Below are 26,984 nucleotides of genomic sequence, written 5' to 3' on the forward strand. Positions count from 1 at the left end.
AGGTTATGTAGATAATTTCTTCATATGGAGGTATCTTAAAACTATGCTTAATAGACCTAATAAAAAGCGGAGAAATCAAGTGGAAAAATCATTGGTGTGTATAACTGCCTACTCCAATAAGTTTTGGAAAATAAAAGCTCAAGGTAATGTGTTTATTGTTTTATACGGAAAAATCGGAAGCGGAGGTTCTGTAAATACAAAAGAATTCCCTTCAGAAGAGCTTTGTTTAAAAGAAGCTTACAAACTAATTGATTCGAAGTTGAAAAAAGGATATCGGGAAAGCGATCAAGAGGGAGAGTGGTCTAATCGCTTTAGCCAAAAACTCGATAATTTAAAATAGGAAAGTAGATTTTCCTATAGTTGCGCCACAGGTAAAAGAGTGACGTATTTATTTTTGTGGTATGGATACCATGAAAACTCTTGCGAAATGGAAAAATAGTCGATAAAAAAATTGAAGAAAATATAGGGATTACCTTATTTTAGTAAAACATTAGAGAATTGGGAATCATACTATGGCTAACTAATTATTAAGCGTTGACTAATTTTTATAAGATATTACATAACGAGAAGGTGCAAATTACAATGCATCTTCTTTTTAATTTTGTTAAAAAAATCTTATGAGACACGAGATAAAAGCTAAATACCTCTAACAAATTCAAAGGGGCAGTAGAGTTCCTAAATCGTTAGGGTCAGATCAATTATATTAAGTTTCTGCAACTAGTAAATTTTTTAAAATTGTATTGTAATCTGTTTGAGCAGCGTATAAAATAAGTTAGATATACGATATTACGCATAAATATTATATAAGAAAAATATATAACTTGTCTGAATTAAAAGAATATTCTATAATACTTTACATATTTTGTGTTGTATTATAGTCTTAATGTATCGGAAAATAAATACATTATAACTTTAAAATTTATAGTGCAGTAAAAAAGTTCTACTTTTAGTCGAGTGGGGTAAGTAAATCCGATTATCATTAATTATTTTTGACTGAATTTTCTTTAAATATGTATGTAACATGAAAGTCGTCGCTTCGATATTGCGACTAGCTAGTTGTAAATGGATTTGTATGCTAGCGCTTTTCTCAAAGCGTGTAAAGGAGTGTTTAGAATGGTAGAAACTGACTTACTGGTAAAGACGTCAGAGAAAGTCAGCGGATTTTTAGGTGGAGAAATGGAATTTTATAATGGGTTATGGCACCTTGAGAAAAGGAGAGAGGTCAAAGCGCTAACAAGTTCTGGGTTGTGTGTGAGTTGGTCATTAGATTTATCAGTTACTTATGAAATGACTATTGAAAACCATAAAGCCATTAATCAAGCTGAAGTTTTTCTGCTTCCTGAGGAGTTGCCGGTGTTTATCGGTGAACTGATCAAACATCAAATTTTTTTCCCTACCAATTATTCGCAACAATTGTCAACGGAACGTGGAATGTATTGTTTACGAATTACATCCCACGAGTCGCCAGAACACTTTGCTGAACGTCTATCAGATTCGCTCCGCACGCTTGAGTAAAAGATTAGCATATTGTCCAAAGGAGAGTAGAGATAATGGAACAAGTCTTGCAATTGCCTCATAAAAGGGTCAGTTACTTTTTTCTGAAATCTAAAGATGTTCATGTTGAAGAAGGAAATACTTATATCACTTGTTTTGCGCGTTTAACTAGAGAAGTTTCAATAGAAAAAGATGGAGAAGAAAATACACAGATTCAAACCTTTTGGGTCGATATAAATGAACTGCAGTTTGATCAAGCGTCAAAAAAACTAAGAGAATTGCCAAATTGTATGCATCGATATGAAATAACGAAAGAGGTATTTTATAACATGTATCAATTATCCAAGAGATGCCCTGAAGAACTTTATCAAGTAATTCCTTATCACAAAAAATCTACAAGTGAAAAATTCATCAATTAAACGTGACATGTGAATCAACATCGCATTATCTTTTTACTGGTAGTAGAACTGAATTTTTACCCATACTAAGGAGGATGAATTAGATGACTAAATTGATGAATAATGGAAGAAGAAAGAATCAGCTTGCTAAAACATATTTGGGGATGTACAAGGAATATATTGAAGGATATAAACAGTATAAAGCAGAAAAAGCTTTGATGTATATTGATGGCGAAAAGACTAAAAGAGCTTAAGTCTATTGCAGTTAGAATTAAATAAAATAACAAAAGCGCTTCCTATTGATCGTATAGGGAAGCGCTTTTTGCTATGCTGAATTTGGGATTGAGAATTTCAATTCATTAAACAAAAAACGCCCCGAAGGACGTTTTAGAGTTACCTGCTGCGAATTTTTGATAGCAAACGAAGAATTTCTAGATACAACCAGACTAATGTAACAAGTAATCCAAAAGCTCCGTACCATTCAAAGTATTTCGGTACTTGTTTTTCGGCAGCAGTCTCGATAAAATCAAAATCTAATACTAAATTCAAAGCGGCAACGATGACAATAATGACGCTGATTCCAATGCCAAGCGGTGTCGCTTCGTGTAAGTGAGGTATTTCAAAACCCAAAAACCCGCCGATAAATGAAATGATATAAACTAAGAAAATAGCACCTGTAGCAGCAGCGACACCAAGTCTGAAATTTTGTGTTACTTTGATCAGTCCAGATTTATAAACAACTAGCAAACTTAACAATACACCGATTGTGATTAATACTGCTTGGAAAACAATGCCTCCGTATTGGACTTCGTATTGAGCAGATACCGCACCAAGAAATAACCCTTCTAGTAGTGCATAAATAGGTGCTGTAAAAGGAGAAATTTTTGGCACGAACACGGTGATTAACCCGACAATAAGACCGCCAATTGCTCCAACCAGTATTAACGGTAATACGCCGTTTGGATTGCTGACAAACTGATTCCAAGAATAAACGAATGTTACGAGTAATAGCAAAAGCAAAATAAATGTTTTATTGACGGTGCCTTGAATTGTCATCTTTCGGGTGGTATCGGAACTTTTAAATTTTTCGAACGCTTCGGTCTTTAAACTCGGATTTCCACTTCTCAAACTGATCACCTCATAAATTATTTCAAACAAAATCAATTATATCCTTTAATCTACAAAAAATATACGATGAACCCACCAGTTGTAAAGTGGTTCTCCTGTTAAATTTAAAAAAGCTGTAGCCCCAGTACGGGAGCTACAGCTTTTTTGAAATGTCTCTTAATGATGCGTTACATGCTCGGCGTGAAATGTCTTTATACCGATTTTAGCCAGCTTTTTTTGACCAGCCTTGGTTGGGTGAATGTCTTGTGGCAATACGTATTTTTCTTGATCACTGCCAAAAGCGCTATAAGCATCAGCAATGTGAACATCATTAAAGCTATGAGCTACTTCAGCAAAAGCAGCATTCACTTGAGGCAAGAAAAGAGTTGATACATTGTGTAATGGATCATTCGTTTGGAATGGATTATACATATTATATAGAACAATTGGAGCATCACTAATTGTTCGTATTTCGTAAACACTTGCGGCTAAGTTCTCAAATGCCTGACTGGTAGATAACTTTTGCTGAATTAGATACTTAAACAAATCAGGGTCTCCGCCGCTTTCTGCGTTTGCTGCTCGTAAAATCTCAATAAAATCGTTTCCGCCAACTGTAATTGTAATATAATCAGCGTGATGTATAGCTTTTTGATACTTTTTGTTTGTTTCTATTGCAGCCAATAAATCAGAAGTTTGCCAACCATAAACACTGAGATTACGGACTCGTAAGTCAGATCTTTCACCAATTAAGTAAGGAAACGCTGCTTTAGAAGGGTGATTGTTATTTTTACCTAAGTTATAGCCATAAGGTACAGAATCACCTAATGAAACAAGCAAATCCTTACCGCGATTGTTATCTGCAGAAACAGACAGGGGCCCAAGCGATAATACTAGAAATACAGCAATAAGCATTTGTAGTAGCTTTTTCATTTGATCAACTCCTTTTCCGTATTTTTGTCTATTATAAAATAAATAAACTGAATTGTCAGTATTTTATCAATGAAATCAAAAATATTTTAAAGTTGTTTAACATTATTGTTAGTACCTATTACTAATAGTTGGTGGTAGAATAGGGGGAGTACATCAAGAGGAGGCGCTTTAACTGAACACTTCAAAAGCTCGAATTACAGCTATCGGTTCATATGTACCTGAAAAGAAGCTGACAAATCATGATTTGGAAAAATTAGTGGAAACCAATGATGAATGGATCGTCCAACGGACTGGTATAAAAGAACGTCGTATAGCGCTTACTACTGAATTCACAAGTGATATTAGTGTGAAAGCTGTGGAAAATTTAAAGGAGCGCTTTAAAAAATCACTAGATGATGTAGACATGATTATTGCCTGTACAATGACTCCTGATTTTAAAACTCCGAGCGTTTCTGCTCTAGTACAAGCAAAACTTGGCATTAAAAATACAGGAGCGATTGATTTAAATGCAGCGTGCTCTGGATTTGCTTACGGTCTCCACATTGCGAACGGCTTAATCACAGCAGGTCTAAACAAAAAGATTTTAGTGATTGGAGCGGAAACATTTTCAAAAATTTTGGATTATAGCGACCGTTCGACATGCATATTGTTTGGAGACGGTGGCGGAGCTGTACTTGTAGAGTATGATGAAGAAAATCCGAGTTTTATTGAGTCACATATGGGCACAAACGGAGAACTTGCTCATAATCTTTACTGCACTGATCTTTCAAATCAAATGTTTGGAAATGAACTAGCGGTAAATGGTTTCGTCAATCAAAATGGACGTGAAGTTTATAAATGGGCAGTAAATACCGTTCCTAAAGGCGTAAAGGCATTATTAGACAAAGCCGGATACAAGACAAATGATGTAGACTGGTTTATTCCGCATAGTGCGAATCTTCGAATCATCGAGTCGATTTGTAGTAGAACTGGACTTTCTCTAGAACAAACCATTTATAGTCTTGAGTATTATGGCAATACTTCAGCAGCCTCAATTCCGTTATCGTTAGATAAAGGCTTACAAGAAGGAAAGCTTAAGCCCAATGACACACTGCTTCTCTATGGTTTTGGTGGAGGCTTAACACACGCTGGAATGTTGATTAACTGGTCAATTTAATAAGATATTTAGTTAAGAAAAATCACATGTTAGAATCGTTGCAATCTCTCGAATCCTTATGCGGATAGAGGGATTGTTTATTTAAATTTCAAATTGAACATATCTCGAATGTGAGGCAAATAAATTGTGTTTATAAGTAGAGAGACGTAAAATTAATGTAAGTAATAAGCTTGAGAAGGTGAAGTTTCTCTTCAAATTCTGATCAAGTTGTTCAGAATAAAGCGAATTACTGTTCTAATTGCTAGAGAAAAACTTAGAATAATGGCGAATTACGTTTGCGAGTTTTTAATCAGGGAAACAGTAATGAGAGTCCATAATTCGGTAGTGTTTAGCAATTAGTGAACGAAAATAATGTAAAGTAGGTGTATAGATATGGGTACGAATAAAACAATTTTAAAAATAAGTGATTGGGTAAAAGGGAAATCACGCCATGACGAACTGATTATCGGCTTCATTGATTCCCTAGATGTTCTTAAAGAAGCTGTAAATGTTACGGTTGTAGAAAGCGACAATGAAGAAATGATCGGTATGACCATTCCAATGTCTATACATCAAGTTGATAGCATTCCAGAATCCGTTAATAAGGATGCTGCACAATTGAGCTTCCTGATTGATTTAGCATTGGCTACAGATGATAAAGAGTGGTTCCAAGAGCTTTCTTCTCAGTTAAATGAGAAGAAACAAACGGTTAATTAAAAATAATTTCTCAACTATTAAAACTAATAATAAGCACTTTAATCCACTAGGTTTTTATCGCCTGAAATTGTGGATTAAAGTGCTTTTTTATTGGTGTAAACTTATATTTATAAAATGGGAGAGCTCTATAAAAAATGTAAACTGAATAGTATTACGATTTATAATTGACCTTGTCGGCTAGTCAATTTATAGTTACTTTATAAGACGATAAGTATACAAACTTTCCATAAGATGAAAATGTTATACAGACTACAATATTATTTTTTAATAAAAGCTTAACAACAGCTTCATAAAGTAACTTTATACTAATAGAGAATCTTAACATAATAATTTTACAAAGGCCGATACAAAATTTGAGGAGGAAATAGGATGAAAAAAATCTTTTTTGGTTCGGCGTCATTGTGTTTAGTAACAGTATTAGCAGCTTGTGGAGGCGGAGAAGATAGTTCCTATTCAAATACTTCGAAAGAAGGAGATGGCGTTTCAGGCACGTTGGATTTTTATACGTCACAGCCAGATGCGGATGCACAAGGATTAGTGGATACCTTTAAGAAACAAAATCCAGATGTTGAAATTAGTATTTTTCGCTCAGGGACTGAAGAAGTAGTATCAAAAATTCAAGCGGAAAACCAAGGAGGGAATATTCAGGCTGACGTATTATTAGTAGCAGATTCGGTAACTTTTGAAAATTTTAAAGCAGAAGAATTATTGCTGAGTTACGAATCACCAGAAGCAGAATTTATCGATGAGGAATTTGTCGATCCCGATGGTACTTATGCAGGCACGAAAATTATGGCAACGGGAATAATCATCAATACAAACGAAGTAACCAATCTGCCCGATAGCTGGAGTAGCTTAACAGATGCAGCTACTAAAGGACAGGCCGTGATGCCAAGTCCATTGTATTCGGGTGCAGCTGCATATAACTTAGGTGTTATTACACGTCAAGAAGGGCTGGGATGGGACTTTTACGAAGCACTCCGTGCCAATGACATTATGATTACGCAAGGCAATGGAGCAGTGCTAGAAAGCGTTGCAACTGGCGAGAAAAATTATGGCATGATTGTGGACTTTTTAGCAGCTCGTGCTAAAAATGATGGATCACCAGTCGAATTAATTTATCCAAAAGAAGGTGTGCCTGTTATTACGGAGCCGGTAGGAATACTCGCTAATACTGAAAATGAAGAAGCATCTAAAGCATTTGTTGACTTTATCCTTTCAGAAGAAGGTCAGAAGTTAGCTTCTGAACAAGGCTATACACCAATTCGTGAAGGTATCGAAGCTCCTGAAGGCCTAAAAACATTAGAAGAAATGACGATTTTAAATGCTGAAGCATCTGAACTTTTAGAAACACGTAACGATGACAAAGCAGAATTCGGAAAGATTTTCGGAGAGTAAAATAAGCTGGATTTCGATGTGAGGAGTTAGTTATATGACAGCAAAACCGCCAAAGGCAGAAGAGAGAAAAAAGAGGGATTCCTCTTTTTCTCTCTTTTTTCAAAGTAAGAATCTGTATAAAATAATCGGATTGCTCGTTATTTTCGTGTTTTTTCTACTACCGGTATTGCGACTTGTTTGGTTGAGTTTTGTGGATGACGGGTCGCTAACAATGCAGTATTACACAGAGGTTCTGAGAGAACCGGCAACCTGGAAAACAGTGAAAAACACATTGATTGTCGTGCTAGGTTCGACAATACTGGCATTAGTGCTAGGAATCTTATTTTCTTGGATTGTCGCATATGTTCAATTAAGTGGGAAGCGCGCAATGCAGTTGTTTATTTTCTTGCCATTCGTTATTCCTTCCTATATAACAACACTTGCTTGGACACAATTTTTCAGTGCCTCTGGTCCAGTAACAGCAATGCTATCTTGGCTACCAGGAGATTTGCAAGCTCCGAACTTATACAGCATAGGTGGGATTATTCTGCTTCTTGGAATTTCCCATTATCCGCTCGTGTATTTATTCACAGTTAACGTCTTCAGAAAAATTCCGCGTGAGCTAGAAGAAGCAGCTGCAACAAGTGGCTTATCAAAAAAACGCGCGTTTTGGAAAGTTGTTCTACCCCTAGCGCTCCCTGGAATTGCGAGTGGTGGGTTAATTGCCTTCTTATCAAATCTCGATAATTTTGGAATTCCAGCATTTCTTGGAACTCCTGCAAATATTCGTGTGTTAAGTACGTATATTTATGAGCAAGTTGTCGGGTTTGGTCCATCGGCATTTTCTCGTGCTGCTGTTTTATCCGTAATACTCGGTTTAATTGCGCTAATCGGAACAATATTGCAATGGTTTTTGTTGCGCCGAAGCCGCGTCAACGAAACGAGCAGAAGTGATTCAACGCCACGCATTTATTTGTCGGCAAGTAAACAAAAGCTCCTTGAAGTGTCGTTATGGGTATTCTTATTAGTAACGAGCTTAATGCCGCTTATTACAATGGGGGCATTATCACTTATTTCAGCATATGGCGTCCCATTCAAATTAGAAAATTTATCACTCCGAAATTACGAATATGTATTTTTAACAGATTCCAAGCCGCTATCGGCCTTGTCAAATAGTATACAACTCGCTTTTTTCACCATGCTTGTTTGTTTAGTAATCGGAACAGCTGTCGCGTATTTACGCTTTAAATATCCAGATTGGAGTACGAAAACAGCAGAACTGTTTATGACAATTCCTTATGCTCTGCCGGGTACTGTGTTTGCGCTATGTATGATTTTTATGTGGCTTGAGCCAATACCTGGCTGGAATCCGGGAATATATGGAACCGTATGGATCTTATTTATCGCCTATGTCACCCGCTTTCTTGTGCTCCAAGTTAGGGGAAGTTATACGGCATTATTGCAAATTGATCCGTCTATGGAAGAAGCTGCACGAACGTCTGGTGCAGCTGGTTGGGTAAAATGGCGCCGTATATTATTACCGTTGTTGTTTCCTGGAATTGTCAGCGGTGCATTACTTGTATTTTTAATGGCACTCACAGAATTGACTGTATCAAGTTTATTATGGTCTTCCGGATCTGAAACAGTAGGTGTTGTTATATTTGGTTATGAACAGGCTGGTTATTCAACATATTCGACGGCATTTTCAACGGTACTCGTGCTAGGCATATTGTTTGGCGGAGGCTTGTTTATGCTATTAAGTAAGCTTTGGGATAGAAAGGTGTTGAAAACCAAATGATCAAAGTAAATAATGTTTCAAAAAAATACGGTTCATTTACTGCGCTGCATGCGATTGATTTGGAAATCGGCGAAGGTGAATTTATCGCAGTACTCGGTCCCTCCGGGTGTGGGAAAACGACGTTACTTAAATTGTTAGCAGGATTTATGGGACCAACTGACGGCACCATTGAAATGGACAATCTGATTCTTGCATCAAAAAAACGGGTATTGCCACCTGAAAAACGCAATATAGGCATGGTGTTTCAATCGTTCGCCCTTTGGCCGCATATGACGGTTGCAGAACATGTGAAATTTCCACTCAGTTATCACCCCAATAAAATCAAAGAAGGAAAAAAAGAGCTGCAAGAGCGAATCAACGATGTACTAAAGCTTGTTGGATTAGACTCATTGGCCGAACGATACCCTTCAGAGCTGTCAGGAGGTCAAAAGCAACGTGTAGCACTAGCACGTGCCATCGCGCCATTACCTAATTTACTGTTAATGGACGAGCCTTTGAGTGCGTTAGACGTTGAGTTGCGCATGGAGATGCGTAAAGAAATTCAAAAGCTACACCGGGAAACGAAAGCCTCGATTGTTTTTGTCACTCATGACCAAGGAGAAGCTTTGGCTATTGCTGATAAAATTGTGGTGATGAATCAAGGCCGTATTGAACAAATTGCGCCTCCTGAAGTCTTGTATACACGTCCTGAAACTGAATTTGTAGCCACTTTTGTAGGCAAATGCAATTTGGTTAAAGGGGAGTGGAGAAACGATCAATTTATTCCAGCAATTGATTCCAAAAATGTCTGGTCAGATCTTGGTGTGACTACTAGTTTTAAAGAAAATGGAATTTATCCTGTCCGCCCTGAACAGTTTCAACTCATGCCTCCAGAAAAAAATGGACTACAAGGTATTGTGTCTTTTGTGCAGTATCAAGGGCATGAAATTCATTACACCGTTGAAGTTGGGGAAGAAACATGGACGATTCATGAATCCGTCTTTACAACACGCTTTGCAACAGGAGATTTCGTCAGCATCTCTTTAAAAAATGCGCCAGTTCAAACGGAATCACTTGTGTCATATTAAAGAGTTATTGGTCTAAAAGGGAAATGCGATACGGTATGCATTTCCCTTTTTTTATGAAACATTTTAGCTCTCACTCATAAAAGATTGAAAAATCAGTTATAATAAATATATAACCAAATATAAATATCTTCTATAGGAATAGAAATCTTGGATGACTAGTATGCTTCTCATAGGAGGAATGCTCAGTGAAAATTGCTATCTTATCGGATATTCATGAAGGCTTAAATCGAAAAAAAACTGAGACTGATATACTATCACTTTTAAGAGACAGTTTAATCCAACATGCACCGAATGTTTTTATCATGTGTGGTGATATGGCAGCAGGACCCGATACAAGCCTCGAATTGCTAAATAAATTACAAAATGAATTGCCAAAAATTCAAGTGTTGTATGTTCACGGCAATCACGATATTTACCACGAAGATTCCACTATTGCCTACGATAGATTATTAGCGTTTCAAGGCAATTTAGGAAGAGGTCCTATTCTGTTAAATGAAGAGTGGGTCGTTATTGGTGATGGTGGATGGTACGATTATTCATTGGGTGTTTCTGGGTTTACTGATGAGGAATTTGAAATCGGTCGCTGCAGTAATTTTACATGGCCGGACAAACTTCATGCCCATTGGCCAGAGAAGGATAAAGCAGTCACTGAAAAGTATGTAGCAAAACTGGAACAGTGGTTAAAAGAACATCAAGACAAAAAAATTATTTTGGTCAATCATTTCGTGCCGTTCGATCATTTTATCCAAATTAAAGATGAGCCAACATGGGATTTTTTTAACGCCATGATGGGAAGTGCACGGTTTGGTGAGCTGGCCGAAAAATATGGTGTGAAAAAAATGATTTTTGGTCACACACATTCACGCTATCATGAAGAATATAAAGGCATTGAGTGTATTTGTAATCCGCTTGGTCATTATCCAAACGAGTGGGTCCTAGACTCGCCGAAAGAAGAAATTTTTACAGCGATGAAAATCATCGAAATTTAATAATAGTTTGTTTCTGTATTTATCATTACAAATTACTGAACTCAAAAAAACCTGCTAGCCCTATAAGGCATGCAGGTTTTCGTATGTTATTGGTCGATTTCGTTAATGCTTAAGTGCCCCTGTAAAAAGAAAAATAGCACACTTGCTTATCACAGTATTAAAGCAATCAAAAGGAATTTATGACTTTTTACTTGTTAAGCGGCCGAGTAAAAATGCGCCAGCTACTACACCTAGTGCTGTATTCGTTTTTTTCGTGAATACTTGTTTAACGACCAAGTTCAAGTTTTGAGGACGCTCAGCAAGTCTACGCATAAAGTAGCCATACCAATCTGTACCGAAAGGAATGTACGTACAGAAATTATACCCTTGTGCTGCAAGTTCAAATTGCATCTCTTTACGGAAACCATAAAGCATTTGGAATTCAAACTTGTCATTTGAAATATTGTGGTCAATCACAAATTGTTTAACATGATTAATGACATTATGATCATGGGTTGCAATCGAAGTAAACTTACCATTTAACAAGTGATACTCGATTAATTCGATATAATTTGCATCAATTTCTTCTTTTGTTTGGTATGCAACTGCTTCAGGTTCTTTGTATGCACCTTTAACAATTCGAAGACGGTAATTGCTATATTTTTTAATGTCTTCTTGAGCTCTTAGGAAGTACGATTGAATTACTGTGCCGATGTTGTCGTAGTTTTTAGACAATTCTTCCATCAAGTCAAAAGAAGGTTGTAGGCGATCATAGTTTTCCATATCAATATTGATGAAAATGCCGAACTGAGACGCTTTATCAACAATTTCTTTAATGTTTTCAAAACAGAAATCATAATCGATATCGAGCCCTAATTGTGAAGGTTTTAATGAGATATGAGCATCTACGTCATGTTTATGAATCGCATCAACAACACCCAAAATCTGGTTTTTTGCTTCTAATGCTTCTGCTTTATCATGGACAAATTCTCCAAGATTATCAATCGTACAACTGATGCCTTGCGCATTTAATTCTTTAATGCTGCCAATCGCTTCTTCAATGTTGGTCCCAGCAACAACGCTGTGAGCTCCAAGCTTGAAACCGTAGTTTTGAGCAGCTTTATTTAAAAGTTGGTTTTCTGAAAGGTGGATAAAGAAGTTTTTTACGATCATTTTTTATTGCCCCAATCTTCTCTGTATTTTATAACGGAACAAATCGTTGAAGTTATAAAAATCTTCAACTTATGTAGAATAAATAACTAGGTGCAAAATTATTTTGCATTAATAATTATCTCTATCTATAATAATGCAAAAAAATAATGCATATTGCAATCTTTATTTTTTATTTTTCCTTATTATTTTTGTTGTTTATTAAATAATGCTGTGATAGGTGACAATTACGTGGACAGTTTTTAATAATGCCAAACTTTGGTAATATAGAAAAGTAGAAATAAATATGTAAATTTATAAAGGGGTGACGACTTTTGTCGAACTATCTTTTTGAATCGGAAAGGTTAGGGTTTAAGCGTTGGCAAGATATAGATCGCAATAGATTTTATGACATGTCTGAAGACGAAGACGTGATGCGTTATTTCCCAAAACTTTTGACGAAAAATCAAGCGGACCAATTGATTGACCGCTTTGAAACGCATATGGATGATAAGGGCTATACGATGTGGGCGGTTGAACGAAAAGAAGACGAGGCGTTTATCGGTTTTATCGGGTTACTTGAAATTACGATGGAAATTGAAGGGAAAGGTTCAGCAGAAATTGGCTGGCGCTTAGACAAGAAGTTTTGGAAAAAAGGCTATGCGACAGAAGGGGCAGAAGCTTGTCTTACGTATGCATTTGGGCCATTAAATATGAAACAGGTGTATTCCTTTACTGCATCGATTAACAAGCCTTCTGAAAAATTGATGAAAAGAATTGGCATGATCAAAGTGGGAGAGTTTGACCATCCGAAGCTAGAAAAGGGCAGTTCCCTCGAGCGACACGTACTGTATAAAATTAATCGACCTGAGATTGGGGAAAAAGCATGAAAAAGCAAGTAGTGGATGTATTTAACGACCTAGCTGGCATCTATAAACAAATGGGAGATGCAAATAATCTATACAATACACAGTATGAAAGACCAACGATGATGAAACTAGTACCACAAGAGTTGTCCGGTTTACATATACTTGATGCAGGCTGTACTGCAGGGTGGTATTCTGAGCAATTCGCTCAACGAGGTGCGCGAGTAACGGCGGTTGACATTAGTCCTGAAATGGTCAATCAAACACGAATGGTATTAGGTTCGAATGCTGAGGTTCTGTGTTTAGATTTAGAAGAAGCATTACCTTTTAACGACGAAAGTTTTGATTTTATCGTTAGTTCGTTAACGCTACATTATTTGAAAGATTGGGAAGCGACCTTTAAAGAGTTTCACCGAGTTTTAAAACCTGGGGCCAGTTTTCTGTTATCGGTTCATCATCCGCTAACAGATCTTCAACTAGTGGAAAACCTTGATTATTTTAACACTGAATTGATTGTGGATTCCTGGAACAAAGGAGGGAAGACGTACAAAGTGCCGTTTTACCGCAGATCTTTAAGTGAAGTTTTCGAGTCGTTACTTGCTCATTTTTTAATCGAACAAGTAATAGAACCGAAACCTACAGAGTTATTTAAAGAACTAGCACCGGAACAATACGCTAAATTAATGCAAAGTCCGAATTTCTTAATCTTAAAAGTTACTAAATTAAGTAAGGAAATTGCTTATGAATAATTATAAAAGTTTATACTATTATTATTCGTTACAATACCCATATTAGTAGCATGTTCAGCTCCAGAATTTGAACGTTATAATGGAAAGAGTTAACTATAGCTGTGTTAGGTGCAGCTTATTTAGAGTCGCATATTCCGTTCTTTTTCATAGAATCCAATACAGGAGAATATCCATTTATCGATGCTGATTTAGCGTATGAAGATGCCAGAAAAATTTCAAATCATCAATATTATGCAACAGGTTTTCTATAAACGACAGAACAAGTTCAAAAGACTTGGACATTTGGCTTGTACAACGATGAGCAAAATGAGAAAAATGTAAAAGACTTATTCACAAGAATTTTTAAGACGATAGAAGAAAATCCAGGCAATGCTCTGATGGACTAGGAATGGTAAATTAAAAAGACACAAACCACTCGAAATTGAGGGTTTGTGTCTTTTGCTTTATTCGTCTTTATTGCACATGCAGCGTTCACATTCATAGATGATTGACTGCTGTTGCTCTTTGATTTCGCATCCGCACTCGCGGCATTCTTTCATTGTGCGTATCTCGTATGTTTTTGTCGGTTTCATATGAATCTCCTCCAATAGGTTAGTTTATTTTTGTTTGAATGCCATGGCGGTGAAATAGATGCTAGTCATATAGGTTTTGTTTATTTAGTTGACGTAAATTGAGCAGTTTCAGTAGAACCTTTCATCGCTGTTGTTGAACTTGTTCCACCAGAAACGATTTGTGAAATTTCGTCAAAATAGCTTGTCCCAACTTCGCGCTGATGACGAGTCGCTGTATAACCTTTCGATTCGTTCGCAAATTCAGCTTGTTGAAGTTTCGAGTATGCTGCCATGCCGTGATCTTTGTAATCGTAAGCTAGTTCGAACATACTGTGGTTTAATGAATGGAAACCAGCCAGTGTAACGAATTGGAATTTGTAACCCATTTTACCGAGTTCGACTTGGAATTTTGCAATCGTTTCTTCATCAAGCTTCGCTTTCCAGTTGAACGATGGCGAACAATTGTAGGCAAGTAATTTGCCAGGGAATTCCGCGTGAATTGCATCTGCGAATTGCTGTGCTTCTTCTAAGTTTGGATGAGACGTTTCACACCAAACAAGATCTGCGTAAGGCGCGTAAGCTAAGCCGCGTGCAATGGCTTGGTCGATGCCGGGATTTGTACGGTAAAAACCTTCAGGTGTGCGTTCACCTGTAATAAATTTATGGTCACGAGGGTCGATATCGCTAGTGATTAAGTCAGCTGCATCTGCATCCGTCCGTGCGATAATTAAAGTTGGTACTCCAAGTACATCTGCTGCTAATCGAGCAGAAACTAAATTTCTTACAGCATTTTGAGTTGGCAATAATACTTTACCGCCTAAATGTCCGCATTTTTTCTCGGAAGCTAACTGATCTTCAAAGTGAACGCCAGCAGCGCCTGCCTCAATCATTGCTTTCATTAACTCATATACATTTAACGGTCCGCCAAATCCTGCTTCAGCATCTGCTACGATTGGTGCGAACCAATCAAATCCTTCTGTGCCTTCCACGCCATCAATTTGATCAGCACGTTGAAGCGCTTGGTTAATTTTCTTTACAACATCAGGGACCGAATTGACAGGGTACAAACTTTGGTCAGGGTACATTTGACCTGCTGAGTTAGCATCTGCCGCTACTTGCCAACCACTCAAGTAAATTGCTTTCAAACCTGCTTTTACTTGTTGAACTGCCTGGTTACCAGTCAAAGCACCTAACGCATTTACAAAATCCTCTTCATGAATCGAGCGGAATAAACGCTCAGCACCTTTTCTTGCTAAAGTATGCTCGATTTGTACAGAACCGCGAAGTTTTACAACTTCTTCTGCTGTGTACATACGTTCAATGCCATTCCAGCGGCTGTCATTTTCCCAACTTGTATTCAGTTCCTCGATTTGTTGAAGTTTGTTTGCGACCATGTCATCCATCCCTTTCTGATTTGAAAAATTTAATTAACAACTGTATTAATACAGTTTGTTTTCTTGTTAATTAATATATAACAGTAAGGGTTTTTTGTCATAAGAAATGGATAAAAGCGAATATATAATGATAAAAGCAGTTATCGAGCGACAGAGTCTAGTTTTTAAGTATTGGGGGAGGTTCTAGGGGAGCTAGAGAGGTAATTATTTACTGGAAATATCGAGAAGTATAAATTTATAAGGCGGAAATAGTAGTTTATTGAGTTATCTATTTAGTGAAATCGAGGTTGTTTGCAGAATAGCGTAGTTTGTTTGCCGAATTCAAAAGCTTGTTTGCGGGATAGAGTAGTTTGTTTGCGGCATAGAACCCATTATTTGCGGGATGTGCTGCTTTGTTTGCAAAATCAAAAACCGCAAAATCACATACTCAAATCTACTAAATAAAAAGAAATAAGTGACGTATTTATTTCAGTTTCTTCTATATAATAGAGCGTTTTTAAACTTTTGGAAATCTACCGTAAGTGATATGCCTTTAAAACATAACAGCACATTAAATTGAGCCATCCATGGCAAAAAATCTAATCTACCTTTACACAATAAAAAACAGTTGCGGATACTCCGCAACTGTTTATAAAAATCTTATTATTTACCCAATCCTTTACCCATACCTCTTAAGAAATTAAGACCAAACTTAATGGTTCGGTTAATATCAGGATCACGTAAAGCTTTGAGAAGTTGGAAAACTCCTATTTTCTTGCCATTTTGATTTTGTTCTTCAGCTTCTTTTAACCCTCTGACCACACTCGATGCTAATTGACCCGTTGACTCCGGATCAATAGCAGTTAATGCGCCAGCTGCACTCATCATATTATTAATGAGATTTGTAACAGGTTCACGCGTAGCTTGTTCCATGACGACTTCGGCAATGCCTTCTTTGGCTTTGACCATTGCGAGCACGGCATCTAAAACGCCAGCATCATTTAAATCGCCAGTAATGGCTAATAATTTATTGAGTGACTCGTTTTGTTCAACGATCAAAGTTTCCAATTCAAAAAGCTTTTGCTGACGAATTTCTTCAGAGGTCCATTCTTTCTTCTTAATATGTGTTATTGGACTTGCCATAGGACATCACCTTTCTATCGTTGATCTGTCAAATGCACATAGCCATCACGTGCCCATTTCCGTTCGACTTCAATGCCTGATTGTGGCGTGCGTTTTTTATCACGCGGATTTGATTGTGGTAGCGGACGTTTCACGTGATCTTTTAATACTTCCATACGAACTTTTGTCTGCTTATAAGCTGGTGTATTTGTTCGTTGATCGACAGCAGGCCCAGTCAAGAAATTGATTGCTGTTTCTTTTTTAGTCGAGTTCATTGGCAAGAACAGCTCGTTGTCTTTAACTCTGTCTGTTACAATGACCGGTAATTTTAATGCGCCATAAGGAGAGACTAGGCGAACTGTCGAACCGTCTTCAAGTCCGCGTTCTTTTGCAAGTTTTGGCGACACTTCAACGAAAGTCTCAGGTAATTTAGAAAGTATACCTTTTGATTTGTCGGTCATATTACCTTCATGGAAATGTTCCAATAAACGGCCATTATTAATGTGTAAATCATATTCTTGTGGAAAGACCACAGGCTCAATCCAGTCAGATAAAGCAAAACGTGCTTTTTTGTCAGGGAAGTTGAAGCCGTCTACATATAGAAGAGGTGTACTTTCTCCTTCTAAGCTACCCCATAAGAAACTGTCCCAACCTTCCATATTTGTATAATCTGCTTTTGCAAATAAGGGAGACAGGCTTGCCATTTCAGCAAAAATTTCACTTGGGTGACTATAATTCCAACCAGCACCTAGGCGGTTGGCAATTTCTTGAACAATCCACCAATCAGCTTTTGATTGTCCCTTTTCTGGTAGGGCTTTGTACAAACGTTGAACACGACGTTCTGTATTTGTAAACGTACCATCTTTTTCAAGTGATGGTGCAGCTGGTAAAATAACATCTGCATATTGTGCTGTACGTGAGAAGAAGATGTCTTGTACGACGAAAAAGTCCAGTTTCGATAAAACTTCATCAACATGGTTAGCATTCGAGTCAACTAAAGCCATATCTTCGCCAACAACGTACATCGCTTTCATAATGCCTTCGTCTACAGCTTGTAGCATTTGGATGTTATCCATTCCTGGCTTGTCATCGATTTTCACGCCGTAAGCTTGCTCAAATTTTTGGCGAGCATTGTCATCGGTGATGTGTTGATATCCTGGTAACCATCCTGGTAATGAGCCCATATCGCATGCGCCTTGAACGTTGTTGTGACCACGAAGTGGATAAGCACCCGCTCCTGGACGACGATAATTTCCTGTCGCTAGTAATAAGTTGGAGATAGCAGCAGACGTATCAGAACCACCTGTATTTTGTGTAACGCCCATGCCCCAAAGAATACACGTACCATCTGCGTCACGAATCATTTCTGCTGTACGGATAATTGTTTCTTTTGAAACACCACTTCGTTTTTCAGCATACTCTAACGTGTATTGAGCTAATACTTCTTTAAATTCGTTGAAATAATTGACGTTTTCATCTACAAATTGCTGATCGTGCCAGCCTTGATCGATCATGTATTTCGTGACAGCCATTAACCATACTTGGTCAGTACCTTGTTTAGGTGTAATGAAAATATCAGAGCGCTCGGCCATTTCGTTTTTACGCATATCCGCTACAATCAATTTTTGTCCGTGCAATTTATGAGCACGTTTTACGCGTGTCGCTAAAACAGGGTGACCTTCTGCTGGGTTAGCCCCAACAATAATAACAAGTCCCGCACTACCAATATCTTTAATAGTTCCTGCATCTCCACCCATTCCAACAGTACGGAACAAACCGTCAGTTGCAGGGGATTGGCAGTAACGTGAACAGTTGTCGACGTTATTTGTTTCAAACACTTGGCGACTTAGTTTTTGGATAACATAATTGTCTTCGTTCGTAATTTTTGAAGAAGAAATAACACCAATGGAATCTTTGCCGTTTTGTTCTTTTATAGCTTTGAATTTAGAAGCCACAAGGTCAAGCGCTTCTTCCCAGCTAGCTTCAACAAACTCGCCATCTTTACGGATTAAAGGAGTTGTAATGCGTTCTTCGCTGTTGACGAAATCCCACCCGAATTTGCCTTTAACACAAGTCGAAATTTGATTGGCAGGTGCTTCTGAAACGGGTTGAATTTTCAAGATTTTGCGATCTTTTGTCCACACTTCAAACGAACAACCAACACCACAGAACGTACAAACGGTTTTGGTTTTTTTCGTGCGTGTTTCACGCATCTTCGCTTCAGCATCCGAGACGGCCATAATACCGCTATAACCCGGTTCAACATCTTTTACTAAATCAATCATTGGACTAAGGACTTGTTCTGGGATGGCAGTCATAAAGCCTGCTTCACCGAGCATTGAGGTTTCCATTAAGGCATTACATGGACAAGCGGTTACACATTGACCACAGCTAACACATGAAGAGTCATTGATTTTAGCGCCACCGTCCCAAAGAACGATCGGACGATCACGCGCCCAGTCCATCGTTAAAGTTTCGTTGACTTGTAAGTTCTGACAAACCTCAACACATTGACCACATGCAATACATTGGTTTGGATCGTATCGGTAAAACGGATTTGTTAAATCAACTTCATCCACTGTACATTTTGGTTCGAAAGGATATTTTTGATGTTCAACTTCCATCATGTCGACAGTGTTATGAACTTTACAGTTTCCGTTGTTATTGTCGCAAACGGTGCAATAAAGCAAGTGATTTTCAAGAATTCGGTCCATCGCTTCAGTTTGAGCTTCTTTGGCACGTGGGGAAGTAAGTTGAACATCCATGCCAGCAACAGCTGTTGTTGAACATGAACGAACAAGTTTACCGTCGACTTCTACGATACACGTGTCACAAGTTTCGATTGGATCTAGTTCGGGCATATAACATATTTGTGGGTGAAGAATTTTCTGTTCATTTAGCACTTGTAAAATGGTTTTGCCTTGTTCGAACTCAGTAAGGGAGCCGTTAATTTTAATCGACATGCAAAAACCTCCTTTTTGATATAAAAAAATCCACTATGAAAAACACACTTGACAAGTGCATCTGTTTCATAGTGGAATAGTGTCTTAACAGGACTTGTTAAATGACCAATCCAAAATTATTAAGTAAAGTGAAAGCGCTGTCGCAAGAACTTACGACAGTACCAACGTATGTTATTATTATAAACAGTAAAAATATCTTATACAACTAAAATATTAATTGGTCAATAAATAAATTCGTATTATGGGGAGTAGAAGTATATGTCTAGACAAATCCATGAATTTAACGACATCATTCGGAAATTACGTAAAAACTTATTCGGCAAAGGTCCTGAGCGAATCCACACAGTATTTGTGAACGATATGGCGATTTCAACTTTGTACGGTAACCTTAGCCCTTCCGAACAATTTATCGCAAGAACTCCCGAAGGAAAAGAAATGATTCACGCTGCACGAACGCGAATGATTCAAAGCGTTTATGCAACTGCTGCACCAGAAGGCATGGAAAAACTGGTCAATGCAAAATTTGTCCACCTGTTTTCAGATATCAAAGTGGAAGATGATATTGCTGTATCCGTTTTCCTTTTCGACAGACCTATTGACCAATCAGGACAGATGGGGGAAACAATCGATGAAACAAGATAAAGTACGTAAAATTATTCGTTTTGAAAAAGGTGCTTTTACTGAAAAAGAAGATCGTGTGGTTGTTGAGCAGCCGGCCACTATTAAAATTAATGGCAAAGAATTTATCACTATCGTGTGTTCTCCCGACAAGATGGAAGAAATGGCTATTGGTTTTTTGGTTTCCGAGCGAATCATCCCTAACTTTAAAGACATTCAAGACATTCGAGTGGATGAAAAAACAGGTACAGTGCACATCACCGCAAAAAAAGTGTATCCTTTTTTTGAGCAATTACAAAACAAGCGGTTTATTAGTTCTTGTTGCGGCATGAGTCGTCAAGGGTTTGTTTTTGCACATGACGCAATGATTGCGAAGAAAATGACAGAAGTTCGAGTAACATTAACGCCAGAAAATTGTTTTCAACTCATGACTGAGATGGGCGAGTCAGCTGAAATGTTTAAGCAAACAGGTGGTGTACATAACGCAGCACTTTGTGATGCAAATGGAATCATTGTTTCTCGTATGGATATTGGTAGACATAATGCATTAGATAAAATATACGGGTATTGCTTAATGAATGATATTGACGTTCGTGATAAAGTGATTGTCTTTAGCGGACGAATTTCTTCTGAAATTTTAATGAAAGTTGCAAAAATCGGTTGTGAAATCGTTCTCTCAAAATCTGCGCCAACGGAACTTGCATTAACTTTAGCTGAAGACTTAGGGATTACGGCAATCGGCTTTATCCGCGGCAGTTCATTTAATCTTTATACACATCCCGAACGAATTGTAGGGGAAAAACCGGAACTTGTTTTTGAAAAAAAATCTGGTGACAAATAAAAAGAAGGGTGCTATGATTCTAATCGTCTTATTATTCACAAATTAAACACATTTAGAAACAAGATTTTAGCTGTAGTTTTACAGCTTTTTTTCTTGGGGAATTAACCACTTAACTACGGAAAACTGATGATTTGTCTTCTTGAAAAATCATTTTATATAGTTAGATAAAATTTCACCAGGAGGTCAGAGAAAATGAAAAAGAAACCAAAAAACAGATGGCTGATTGCATTATCTGCAGTGGGGATTCATATATCAATCGGATCTGTTTATGCATGGAGCAATTTTACAAACCCCTTAATCGATCAATTTGGTTGGTCAACTAGCCAAGTGCAATTGACATTTAGTATTGCCATCCTGTTTTTAGGATTATCTGCCGCTTTTTTTGGTAGTTTTGTTGAAAAATACGGTCCTCGAAAAGCGGGACTTGTTGCAGCTATGTTTTTTGGTACAGGGATTATCGGATCAGGTTTTGCTGTAAGCGCTTCCTCTTTGCCGATGCTATATCTGTTTTACGGAGCACTTGGCGGAATCGGACTTGGAATCGGTTATATTGCCCCGGTTTCAACTTTAGTAAAATGGTTTCCTGACCGTCGCGGTTTAGCAACAGGTCTTGCTATTATGGGCTTTGGATTTGCAGCTGCAATAAGCAGTCCAATTATGGAAAAGCTCATCACGACTGTAGGAGTAGAACAAACCTTTTATATTTTAGGTGCTGCATATTTAATCGTCATGTTATTGTCTTCACTTTATCTTGAGAAACCACCAGAAGGTTGGTCTCCAGCTGGATTCGAAGAAAAACTCAATAGTGGAAAAGCAGAACGAAAAGTTGATTTGTCACAACTGACAGCAAACGAAGCGATTAAAACAAAGCGTTTTTATTATTTATGGTTCATGTTATTTATTAACGTGACATGCGGTATTGCAATTTTATCAGCTGCTAAACCAATGGCAATTGACAGTATTGGCATGACGACAGTTCAAGCTGCGGCATTAGTTGGTGTTCTTGGAATCTTTAACGGTCTTGGTCGCCTTGGTTGGGCTACAATTTCCGATTATATCGGACGACCAAATACGTACACCGCATTTTTTGTCATCCAAATCGCGCTGTTTGCGTTCTTACCGTTTACAACGAATGCGATATTCTTCCAAATTATGCTAGCAATCATTTACACTTGCTACGGCGGCGGATTTGCATCAATCCCAGCGTATATTGCTGATATTTTTGGCACTAAACAGCTTGGTGCAATTCACGGATATATTTTGACAGCTTGGGCTGCAGCTGGTCTTGCAGGACCGTTATTTGCAGCTTACATGAAAGACAAAACAGGTAGTTACGAAGGAAGTCTTTTGTTCTTTGCAGGTCTATTTTTTGTAGCTCTCGTTATATCACTTGTTATTCGTCTTGATATTCGAAGACTTCGAGCGAAAAACGCAGAAACGGCAGTAACTGCTAATGCAGAAGTTGTTAGTGACTGAGTTAAACTATTCAACAAATGATTTATTTGAAAAACCTTGAAAGCTTCAATTTCAAGGTTTTTTCTTTATATTAAAAACGCTTGTTTGACATGCTCAAACACTTTGTATAAGTTTAGTACGATAAGAAACTTTCAGAAACTTAGAAAATACATAAGCAGTAAAACATATTGAGAACTTTATAAACTTAAAGGAGCTGAAGTAGAATGGTCGAAAAACGGACACCGCTGCCTGTTGCAGAAGCGGTTAAAAAAGTAGTAGCACAGGCTTTTTCGATTGGTGCTGAAACAGTAGATTTAGAAGAAAGCTACGGTCGTATTCTAGCAGAACCGATTATTGCGTCGAGTGATGTACCGCCTTTCGATCGTTCACCTTATGACGGGTTTGCTATTCGTTCAATTGATTCTGTAGGTGCAACGGGTGATAATCGGATTGCCTTTAAAGTAATTGACCATATTGGTGCAGGAGAAGTCTCGTCAAAAAAACTGCAAGCATTTGAGGCCGTTCGCATTATGACGGGAGCACAACTGCCAAAAGAGGCAGATGCTGTTGTTATGTTTGAACAAACGCAAGAAACTGGTGAAGGAATAACCATTCGAAAGCCGTTTCTGCCTCTAGAAAACGTTTCTTTACAAGGTGAAGATCTTCGGAAAGATGAAGTAGTAATTGAAAGTGGGAGTTTTATCAACCCAGGAACCATTGCTTTACTCGCGACTTTTGGCTATTCTCAAATTTTGGTGGCAAAACAGCCAACTGTAGGCATTCTTTCAACCGGGACAGAATTATTAGCGGTAGAAGATGATTTAGTACCGGGCAAAATACGCAATAGCAATGGACCAATGATCGTAGCTCAGTTAAAACGAATGGGATTACACTGTAAAATGTATGGCATGTCAATCGACAATTTGGACGAAAGTTACCGAGTAGTTAAAAAAGCAGCAGAAGAAACAGATTGTCTAATTACTACAGGTGGTGTATCCGTAGGAGATTTTGATTTTCTTCCGGCTATTTACGAAAAACTTGGTGCACAAGTATTATTTAATAAAGTCGCTATGCGCCCAGGCAGTGTAACGACAGTTGCAGTGGCAAATGGTCGCTTTTTGTTCGGTTTATCAGGTAACCCATCTGCTTGTTTTACGGGCTTCGAATTGTTTGCGCGTCCAGCACTTTTAAAAATGATGGGAGCACAAAAACTATATATGCCTCATACCAAAGCGGTGCTTGGAGAAGATTTTAAGAAAGCCAATCCGTTCACTCGTTTTATCCGGGCAATTTATGATGGGAAAACAGTTTCGCCAGCGGGATTCAATAAATCAAATGCCGTATCTTCCATAGCACGAGGCAATGCATTAATCGTGTTGCCAGGTGGGTCGCGAGGCTATCAAATAGGCGATACTGTAGACGTTTTGCTGCTCGGTTCAGAAGAAGGCGCGGCTAGGTGGCAATTGTGAAAGTGCTACAAATAGTTGGGTATAAAAATAGTGGCAAAACGACATTAACTTTACAGTTGCTAAAACTTGCAAAAAGTCGAGGGAAAACAATAGCTGCGATTAAGCATCACGGACATGGCGGTGCACTGGATATGCCGAGTACTAAAACTGATAGCATGCGACATTTCGAAAGAGGCGCAGATTGTTCTATTGCTTATGGTGATGGAGTTATTCAAATGCATCAGCGAAAAAAAGAGGCGACATTAGACGATTTAGTCGCACTTGCGGCTAGTGGAAGTCCGGACATAGTTTTGGTAGAAGGATTTAAAGAAGCTCATTTTGAAAAAATTGTTTTGCTCAATTCTGCAGATGATTGGACTACGCTAAAAAAATTGAAACAGATTCAATTAGTTGTTTCACCAGAAGCAGTAGAACTGGACAATGCACGTATGATTCTGCAGAATGACAGTAAGCAAATAGCGACTTGGTTTATTAACTGGATGGATGGTGACAGTCATGAAAGCATTTGAAATCGTAACAACCGCGATCAATCCTCAACTTTATGCAGATCTAGTGTTGCGGCCAGAAGCAGGAGCGGTGACGTTGTTTACAGGACATGTTCGTGAATGGACAAAAGGTGTGCGAACAATGTATTTATCATATGAAGCTTATGTACCTATGGCTGAGAAAAAACTAGCCCAAATTGGTGAGGAAATAGAGCAACGTTGGGAAGGAACAAAAGTGGCGATAGCCCATCGGATTGGCGAACTTCAAATTAGCGATATCGCAGTGGTTATTGCGGTTTCATCTCCACATAGAAAAACTGCATACGAAGCTAATGAATATGCCATAGAGCGAATTAAAGAAATTGTACCGATTTGGAAAAAGGAAATTTGGGAAGACGGAGAAGAGTGGATTGGAGACCAGAAGAAAAAACCGGAAGGGGGATTAATATGATCAGCTTAGTTTATTTTGCAGGACTTAAAGACCAAACGGGTGTGTCAGAAGAACAAGTGGATATGGCAGGAAAAACGGTTGATGAATTATGGCAATGGGCGACTGAGAAATACCCGGAATTTCTTAGTGGGGCAGCCCGTTTAGCTGTGAATGAAGAATATGCGTTACCGACAGATGTACTGGAAACTGGGGATGTTGTTGCTTTTATCCCCCCGGTAAGCGGAGGGTGACGTTAACTGTAGGAATTTTACTTGCAGGCGGCTTATCTCGACGGTTCGGCTCACCTAAAGCATTTGCTGAAATAGAAGGTGAGTTTTTTTATGAATGTGCATATCGAGCATTAGCTGGAGTATGCGATCGTATTGTTGTTGTCTCAAGACCAGAACTGGTATCGCGATTTCCAGTTGATTACAATGTGATTACGGATGTTGATTGGATTAAAGGACAAGGCCCGCTAGCTGGAATTTACTCAGGTATGGCTGCCATACACGCAGAAAAATACGTGGTGTTGCCATGTGATATGCCTTTTATTGGGCTCGCAGAAACTAAAAAACTTGTTGCTTTAGCAGATGCGTCTGCCGATATAACAGCTGTTTGGAACGCGACTGAAAAAATTCCTTTGTTTAGCGTTTGGAATGGTCGCATAAAAAAACAGTTACAGAAAGATCTTGAAAACGGACAATTACGGGTTATGAAATTTATGGAGAAAGTAACAACTGAATGGATTGATACATCAACTATACATGAAAATCAGCTTGTTTTTCGCAACTTAAATCACCCGGATGATTAAAAAAAGGAGATGGCATCATGACTATAAACCCAGTACAGGACCAATTTCAACGTCCGATACGGGATTTGCGAATCTCGGTCACCGATCGCTGTAATTTCCGTTGCTCATACTGTATGCCAAAAGAAGTATTCGGTGATGATTATGCATTTTTACCAAAGCAGGAGTTATTATCATTTGAAGAGATACATCGCTTAACAAAAGTTTTTGTGGCGATGGGCGTCAAAAAAATTCGGCTTACTGGTGGAGAACCGTTAATGCGCAGAGGCTTACCTGAATTGGTTGGAAAAATTCTTTCAGTTGAAGGGGTAGAAGACATCGGTTTGACAACCAATGGATTGCTGCTTGGAAATCAGGCGCAAGCGTTATATGATGCTGGACTTCGCCGTTTGAATATTAGTTTAGATGCTTTGGATCCAGAGTTATTCGGTAAACTGAATGGCAGAGGAATCGATCCTTCACATATTTTGAAACAAATTGAATTTGCTCAACAAGTCGGATTCGAAATTAAAGTCAATATGGTCGTGCAAAAAGACGTCAACGAACATGAGATTTTGCCGATGACGGCTTATTTTAAAGAACGAGGCATCACGTTACGGTTTATCGAATTTATGGATGTTGGGAACGATAACGGTTGGAGCTTTAAAAAAGTAGTTACTAAAAAACAAATTTTAGAGAAGTTGCAATCCGTGTATAAATTAGAGCCAGTAGATAAAGATTATTACGGAGAAGTAGCCAAACGTTATCGATTTGAAGAAGGGGAAGGACAAGTCGGATTTATAACATCCGTATCAGAGTCGTTTTGTTCTTCTTGTACACGCGCGCGTTTATCATCAGATGGAAAATTTTATACTTGCCTATTTGCAACAGGACATTTCGATATTCGTGAACTGATTCGAAATGGATTGAATGATGAAGAATTACTCGAGAAAATTTCGTCTGTTTGGGAACGTAGAGACGATCGGTATTCAGATGAACGCACCGAACTAACAGCGAAAAATCGTAACAAAATTGGTATGTCGTATATTGGTGGTTAAGCCTACAATAAAAAGGAGAATCCTGTGTTATTAGGATTCTCCTTTTGTCTATTGATAAATGTATTTATCTTTCGTTT

General features: G+C 38.1%; 28 protein-coding genes. 22 read left to right on the top strand and 6 right to left on the bottom strand.

All coding sequences use genetic code 11. The annotated features are described in order from the left end of the window. The first annotated feature begins 79 nt into the window (after window positions 1-79). The 4 genes from MLE13_RS12285 to MLE13_RS12300 all read left to right on the top strand — a co-directional run bounded on the left by MLE13_RS12285 (window position 80) and on the right by MLE13_RS12300 (window position 2,146). Complete coding sequence (locus tag MLE13_RS12285) at window positions 80-340, top strand: WGR domain-containing protein (protein WP_240749977.1); 261 nt, start codon at window positions 80-82, stop codon at window positions 338-340. 773 nt (window positions 341-1,113) lie between these two features. Then, a complete protein-coding gene (locus MLE13_RS12290) occupies window positions 1,114-1,515 on the top strand; it encodes a hypothetical protein (protein WP_240749978.1) in 402 nt (133 codons plus the stop codon). Between the two features lie 35 nt (window positions 1,516-1,550). Next, window positions 1,551-1,913 carry a hypothetical protein gene (locus tag MLE13_RS12295; protein WP_240749979.1) on the top strand — a complete coding sequence of 121 codons (363 nt, stop codon included), beginning with the start codon at window positions 1,551-1,553 and terminating at the stop codon, window positions 1,911-1,913. Between the two features lie 83 nt (window positions 1,914-1,996). Continuing rightward, window positions 1,997-2,146 carry a hypothetical protein gene (locus tag MLE13_RS12300; protein WP_240749980.1) on the top strand — a complete coding sequence of 50 codons (150 nt, stop codon included), beginning with the start codon at window positions 1,997-1,999 and terminating at the stop codon, window positions 2,144-2,146. A 139-nt stretch (window positions 2,147-2,285) separates the two neighbouring features. Here MLE13_RS12300 and MLE13_RS12305 read toward each other — a convergent pair whose 3' ends face one another. Together MLE13_RS12305 and MLE13_RS12310 are read right to left on the bottom strand one after the other, a co-directional pair. Beyond that, window positions 2,286-3,020, bottom strand: coding sequence for a Bax inhibitor-1/YccA family protein (locus MLE13_RS12305; RefSeq protein ID WP_240749981.1), 735 nt, complete (start codon window positions 3,018-3,020; stop codon window positions 2,286-2,288). A 156-nt stretch (window positions 3,021-3,176) separates the two neighbouring features. Then, on the bottom strand, window positions 3,177-3,929 hold the full coding sequence (locus tag MLE13_RS12310; protein WP_240749982.1) for a GDSL-type esterase/lipase family protein: 753 nt from the start codon (window positions 3,927-3,929) through the stop codon (window positions 3,177-3,179). Window positions 3,930-4,101: 172 nt separating this feature from the next. Here MLE13_RS12310 and MLE13_RS12315 point away from each other — a divergent pair, with 172 nt between their 5' ends. The 6 genes from MLE13_RS12315 to MLE13_RS12340 all read left to right on the top strand — a co-directional run bounded on the left by MLE13_RS12315 (window position 4,102) and on the right by MLE13_RS12340 (window position 11,012). Beyond that, entirely contained in the window at window positions 4,102-5,085 is a 984-nt protein-coding gene (locus tag MLE13_RS12315; RefSeq protein ID WP_240750005.1) for a ketoacyl-ACP synthase III, read from the top strand. Window positions 5,086-5,457: 372 nt separating this feature from the next. Beyond that, on the top strand, window positions 5,458-5,781 hold the full coding sequence (locus MLE13_RS12320; protein WP_240749983.1) for an IDEAL domain-containing protein: 324 nt from the start codon (window positions 5,458-5,460) through the stop codon (window positions 5,779-5,781). Between the two features lie 369 nt (window positions 5,782-6,150). After that, on the top strand, window positions 6,151-7,179 hold the full coding sequence (locus tag MLE13_RS12325) for an ABC transporter substrate-binding protein (protein ID WP_240749984.1): 1,029 nt from the start codon (window positions 6,151-6,153) through the stop codon (window positions 7,177-7,179). Window positions 7,180-7,213: 34 nt separating this feature from the next. Continuing rightward, the gene (locus tag MLE13_RS12330) at window positions 7,214-8,956 is read left to right on the top strand and encodes an ABC transporter permease (protein WP_240749985.1); all 1,743 of its coding nucleotides are present in this window, start codon (window positions 7,214-7,216) and stop codon (window positions 8,954-8,956) included. Continuing rightward, window positions 8,953-10,023 carry an ABC transporter ATP-binding protein gene (locus MLE13_RS12335; RefSeq protein WP_240749986.1) on the top strand — a complete coding sequence of 357 codons (1,071 nt, stop codon included), beginning with the start codon at window positions 8,953-8,955 and terminating at the stop codon, window positions 10,021-10,023. Before MLE13_RS12330 ends, MLE13_RS12335 begins: the two co-directional genes overlap by 4 nt. 185 nt (window positions 10,024-10,208) lie before the next feature. Beyond that, window positions 10,209-11,012 carry a metallophosphoesterase gene (locus MLE13_RS12340; protein ID WP_240749987.1) on the top strand — a complete coding sequence of 268 codons (804 nt, stop codon included), beginning with the start codon at window positions 10,209-10,211 and terminating at the stop codon, window positions 11,010-11,012. A gap of 177 nt (window positions 11,013-11,189) precedes the next feature. On the opposite strand, the gene MLE13_RS12345 is transcribed toward MLE13_RS12340, so the two are convergent. Further along, a complete protein-coding gene (locus tag MLE13_RS12345) occupies window positions 11,190-12,164 on the bottom strand; it encodes a proline dehydrogenase family protein (protein WP_240749988.1) in 975 nt (324 codons plus the stop codon). 311 nt (window positions 12,165-12,475) lie between these two features. On the opposite strand from MLE13_RS12345, the gene MLE13_RS12350 reads away from it, so the two are divergent. From MLE13_RS12350 to MLE13_RS12360, 3 genes are all read left to right on the top strand, one after another. Beyond that, on the top strand, window positions 12,476-13,030 hold the full coding sequence (locus MLE13_RS12350) for a GNAT family N-acetyltransferase (RefSeq protein WP_240749989.1): 555 nt from the start codon (window positions 12,476-12,478) through the stop codon (window positions 13,028-13,030). Continuing rightward, window positions 13,027-13,755, top strand: a complete 729-nt coding sequence (locus MLE13_RS12355; RefSeq protein ID WP_240749990.1) for a class I SAM-dependent methyltransferase — start codon at window positions 13,027-13,029, stop codon at window positions 13,753-13,755. The genes MLE13_RS12350 and MLE13_RS12355 overlap by 4 nt, the downstream gene beginning before the upstream one ends. Before the next feature lie 101 nt (window positions 13,756-13,856). Next, window positions 13,857-14,006 (top strand): hypothetical protein, encoded by a 150-nt coding sequence (locus MLE13_RS12360; protein WP_240749991.1) that lies wholly within the window; start codon window positions 13,857-13,859, stop codon window positions 14,004-14,006. 401 nt (window positions 14,007-14,407) lie between these two features. On the opposite strand, the gene aceA is transcribed toward MLE13_RS12360, so the two are convergent. From aceA to fdhF, 3 genes are all read right to left on the bottom strand, one after another. Then, the gene (gene aceA / locus MLE13_RS12365; protein ID WP_240749992.1) at window positions 14,408-15,700 is read right to left on the bottom strand and encodes an isocitrate lyase; all 1,293 of its coding nucleotides are present in this window, start codon (window positions 15,698-15,700) and stop codon (window positions 14,408-14,410) included. Between the two features lie 642 nt (window positions 15,701-16,342). Next, a complete protein-coding gene (locus tag MLE13_RS12370) occupies window positions 16,343-16,822 on the bottom strand; it encodes a DUF1641 domain-containing protein (RefSeq protein WP_240749993.1) in 480 nt (159 codons plus the stop codon). A 14-nt stretch (window positions 16,823-16,836) separates the two neighbouring features. Next, window positions 16,837-19,764 (bottom strand): formate dehydrogenase subunit alpha, encoded by a 2,928-nt coding sequence (fdhF, locus tag MLE13_RS12375; protein WP_240749994.1) that lies wholly within the window; start codon window positions 19,762-19,764, stop codon window positions 16,837-16,839. Between the two features lie 258 nt (window positions 19,765-20,022). On the opposite strand from fdhF, the gene MLE13_RS12380 reads away from it, so the two are divergent. From MLE13_RS12380 to moaA, 9 genes are all read left to right on the top strand, one after another. Continuing rightward, on the top strand, window positions 20,023-20,406 hold the full coding sequence (locus MLE13_RS12380; protein WP_240749995.1) for a DUF2294 domain-containing protein: 384 nt from the start codon (window positions 20,023-20,025) through the stop codon (window positions 20,404-20,406). Beyond that, on the top strand, window positions 20,393-21,223 hold the full coding sequence (gene fdhD / locus MLE13_RS12385; RefSeq protein ID WP_240749996.1) for a formate dehydrogenase accessory sulfurtransferase FdhD: 831 nt from the start codon (window positions 20,393-20,395) through the stop codon (window positions 21,221-21,223). The genes MLE13_RS12380 and fdhD overlap by 14 nt, the downstream gene beginning before the upstream one ends. A 192-nt stretch (window positions 21,224-21,415) precedes the next feature. Further along, complete coding sequence (locus MLE13_RS12390) at window positions 21,416-22,699, top strand: L-lactate MFS transporter (RefSeq protein ID WP_240749997.1); 1,284 nt, start codon at window positions 21,416-21,418, stop codon at window positions 22,697-22,699. Window positions 22,700-22,902: 203 nt separating this feature from the next. Next, window positions 22,903-24,147, top strand: a complete 1,245-nt coding sequence (locus MLE13_RS12395; RefSeq protein ID WP_240749998.1) for a molybdopterin molybdotransferase MoeA — start codon at window positions 22,903-22,905, stop codon at window positions 24,145-24,147. Beyond that, window positions 24,135-24,656: a molybdopterin-guanine dinucleotide biosynthesis protein B gene (mobB, locus tag MLE13_RS12400; RefSeq protein ID WP_240749999.1), complete on the top strand. Its 522-nt coding sequence runs from the start codon at window positions 24,135-24,137 to the stop codon at window positions 24,654-24,656. Before MLE13_RS12395 ends, mobB begins: the two co-directional genes overlap by 13 nt. Further along, complete coding sequence (locus MLE13_RS12405; protein ID WP_276323924.1) at window positions 24,643-25,083, top strand: molybdenum cofactor biosynthesis protein MoaE; 441 nt, start codon at window positions 24,643-24,645, stop codon at window positions 25,081-25,083. Before mobB ends, MLE13_RS12405 begins: the two co-directional genes overlap by 14 nt. Next, window positions 25,080-25,313, top strand: coding sequence for a molybdopterin converting factor subunit 1 (gene moaD, locus MLE13_RS12410; protein WP_008497459.1), 234 nt, complete (start codon window positions 25,080-25,082; stop codon window positions 25,311-25,313). The genes MLE13_RS12405 and moaD overlap by 4 nt, the downstream gene beginning before the upstream one ends. Then, window positions 25,310-25,873, top strand: coding sequence for a molybdenum cofactor guanylyltransferase (gene mobA, locus MLE13_RS12415; RefSeq protein WP_240750001.1), 564 nt, complete (start codon window positions 25,310-25,312; stop codon window positions 25,871-25,873). Before moaD ends, mobA begins: the two co-directional genes overlap by 4 nt. Window positions 25,874-25,890: 17 nt before the next feature. Continuing rightward, a complete protein-coding gene (gene moaA, locus MLE13_RS12420; RefSeq protein ID WP_240750002.1) occupies window positions 25,891-26,907 on the top strand; it encodes a GTP 3',8-cyclase MoaA in 1,017 nt (338 codons plus the stop codon). Window positions 26,908-26,984 lie beyond the last annotated feature (77 nt).

The sequence above is a fragment of the Planococcus halocryophilus genome (genome assembly GCF_022489025.1).
GTDB lineage: Bacteria > Bacillota > Bacilli > Bacillales_A > Planococcaceae > Planococcus > Planococcus halocryophilus_A.

Coding starts and splice junctions, on each gene's coding strand:
- MLE13_RS12405 (WP_276323924.1), top strand. CDS start 24,643: ATGAAAGCATTTGAAATCGTAACAACCGCGATCAATCCTCAACTTTAT.
- MLE13_RS12325 (WP_240749984.1), top strand. CDS start 6,151: ATGAAAAAAATCTTTTTTGGTTCGGCGTCATTGTGTTTAGTAACAGTA.
- moaD (WP_008497459.1), top strand. CDS start 25,080: ATGATCAGCTTAGTTTATTTTGCAGGACTTAAAGACCAAACGGGTGTG.
- MLE13_RS12320 (WP_240749983.1), top strand. CDS start 5,458: ATGGGTACGAATAAAACAATTTTAAAAATAAGTGATTGGGTAAAAGGG.
- MLE13_RS12345 (WP_240749988.1), bottom strand. CDS start 12,164: ATGATCGTAAAAAACTTCTTTATCCACCTTTCAGAAAACCAACTTTTA.
- MLE13_RS12390 (WP_240749997.1), top strand. CDS start 21,416: ATGAAAAAGAAACCAAAAAACAGATGGCTGATTGCATTATCTGCAGTG.
- MLE13_RS12295 (WP_240749979.1), top strand. CDS start 1,551: ATGGAACAAGTCTTGCAATTGCCTCATAAAAGGGTCAGTTACTTTTTT.
- moaA (WP_240750002.1), top strand. CDS start 25,891: ATGACTATAAACCCAGTACAGGACCAATTTCAACGTCCGATACGGGAT.
- MLE13_RS12355 (WP_240749990.1), top strand. CDS start 13,027: ATGAAAAAGCAAGTAGTGGATGTATTTAACGACCTAGCTGGCATCTAT.
- MLE13_RS12335 (WP_240749986.1), top strand. CDS start 8,953: ATGATCAAAGTAAATAATGTTTCAAAAAAATACGGTTCATTTACTGCG.
- MLE13_RS12300 (WP_240749980.1), top strand. CDS start 1,997: ATGACTAAATTGATGAATAATGGAAGAAGAAAGAATCAGCTTGCTAAA.
- fdhD (WP_240749996.1), top strand. CDS start 20,393: ATGAAACAAGATAAAGTACGTAAAATTATTCGTTTTGAAAAAGGTGCT.
- MLE13_RS12310 (WP_240749982.1), bottom strand. CDS start 3,929: ATGAAAAAGCTACTACAAATGCTTATTGCTGTATTTCTAGTATTATCG.
- MLE13_RS12330 (WP_240749985.1), top strand. CDS start 7,214: ATGACAGCAAAACCGCCAAAGGCAGAAGAGAGAAAAAAGAGGGATTCC.
- MLE13_RS12395 (WP_240749998.1), top strand. CDS start 22,903: ATGGTCGAAAAACGGACACCGCTGCCTGTTGCAGAAGCGGTTAAAAAA.
- MLE13_RS12290 (WP_240749978.1), top strand. CDS start 1,114: ATGGTAGAAACTGACTTACTGGTAAAGACGTCAGAGAAAGTCAGCGGA.
- fdhF (WP_240749994.1), bottom strand. CDS start 19,764: ATGTCGATTAAAATTAACGGCTCCCTTACTGAGTTCGAACAAGGCAAA.
- MLE13_RS12370 (WP_240749993.1), bottom strand. CDS start 16,822: ATGGCAAGTCCAATAACACATATTAAGAAGAAAGAATGGACCTCTGAA.
- MLE13_RS12380 (WP_240749995.1), top strand. CDS start 20,023: ATGTCTAGACAAATCCATGAATTTAACGACATCATTCGGAAATTACGT.
- aceA (WP_240749992.1), bottom strand. CDS start 15,700: ATGGTCGCAAACAAACTTCAACAAATCGAGGAACTGAATACAAGTTGG.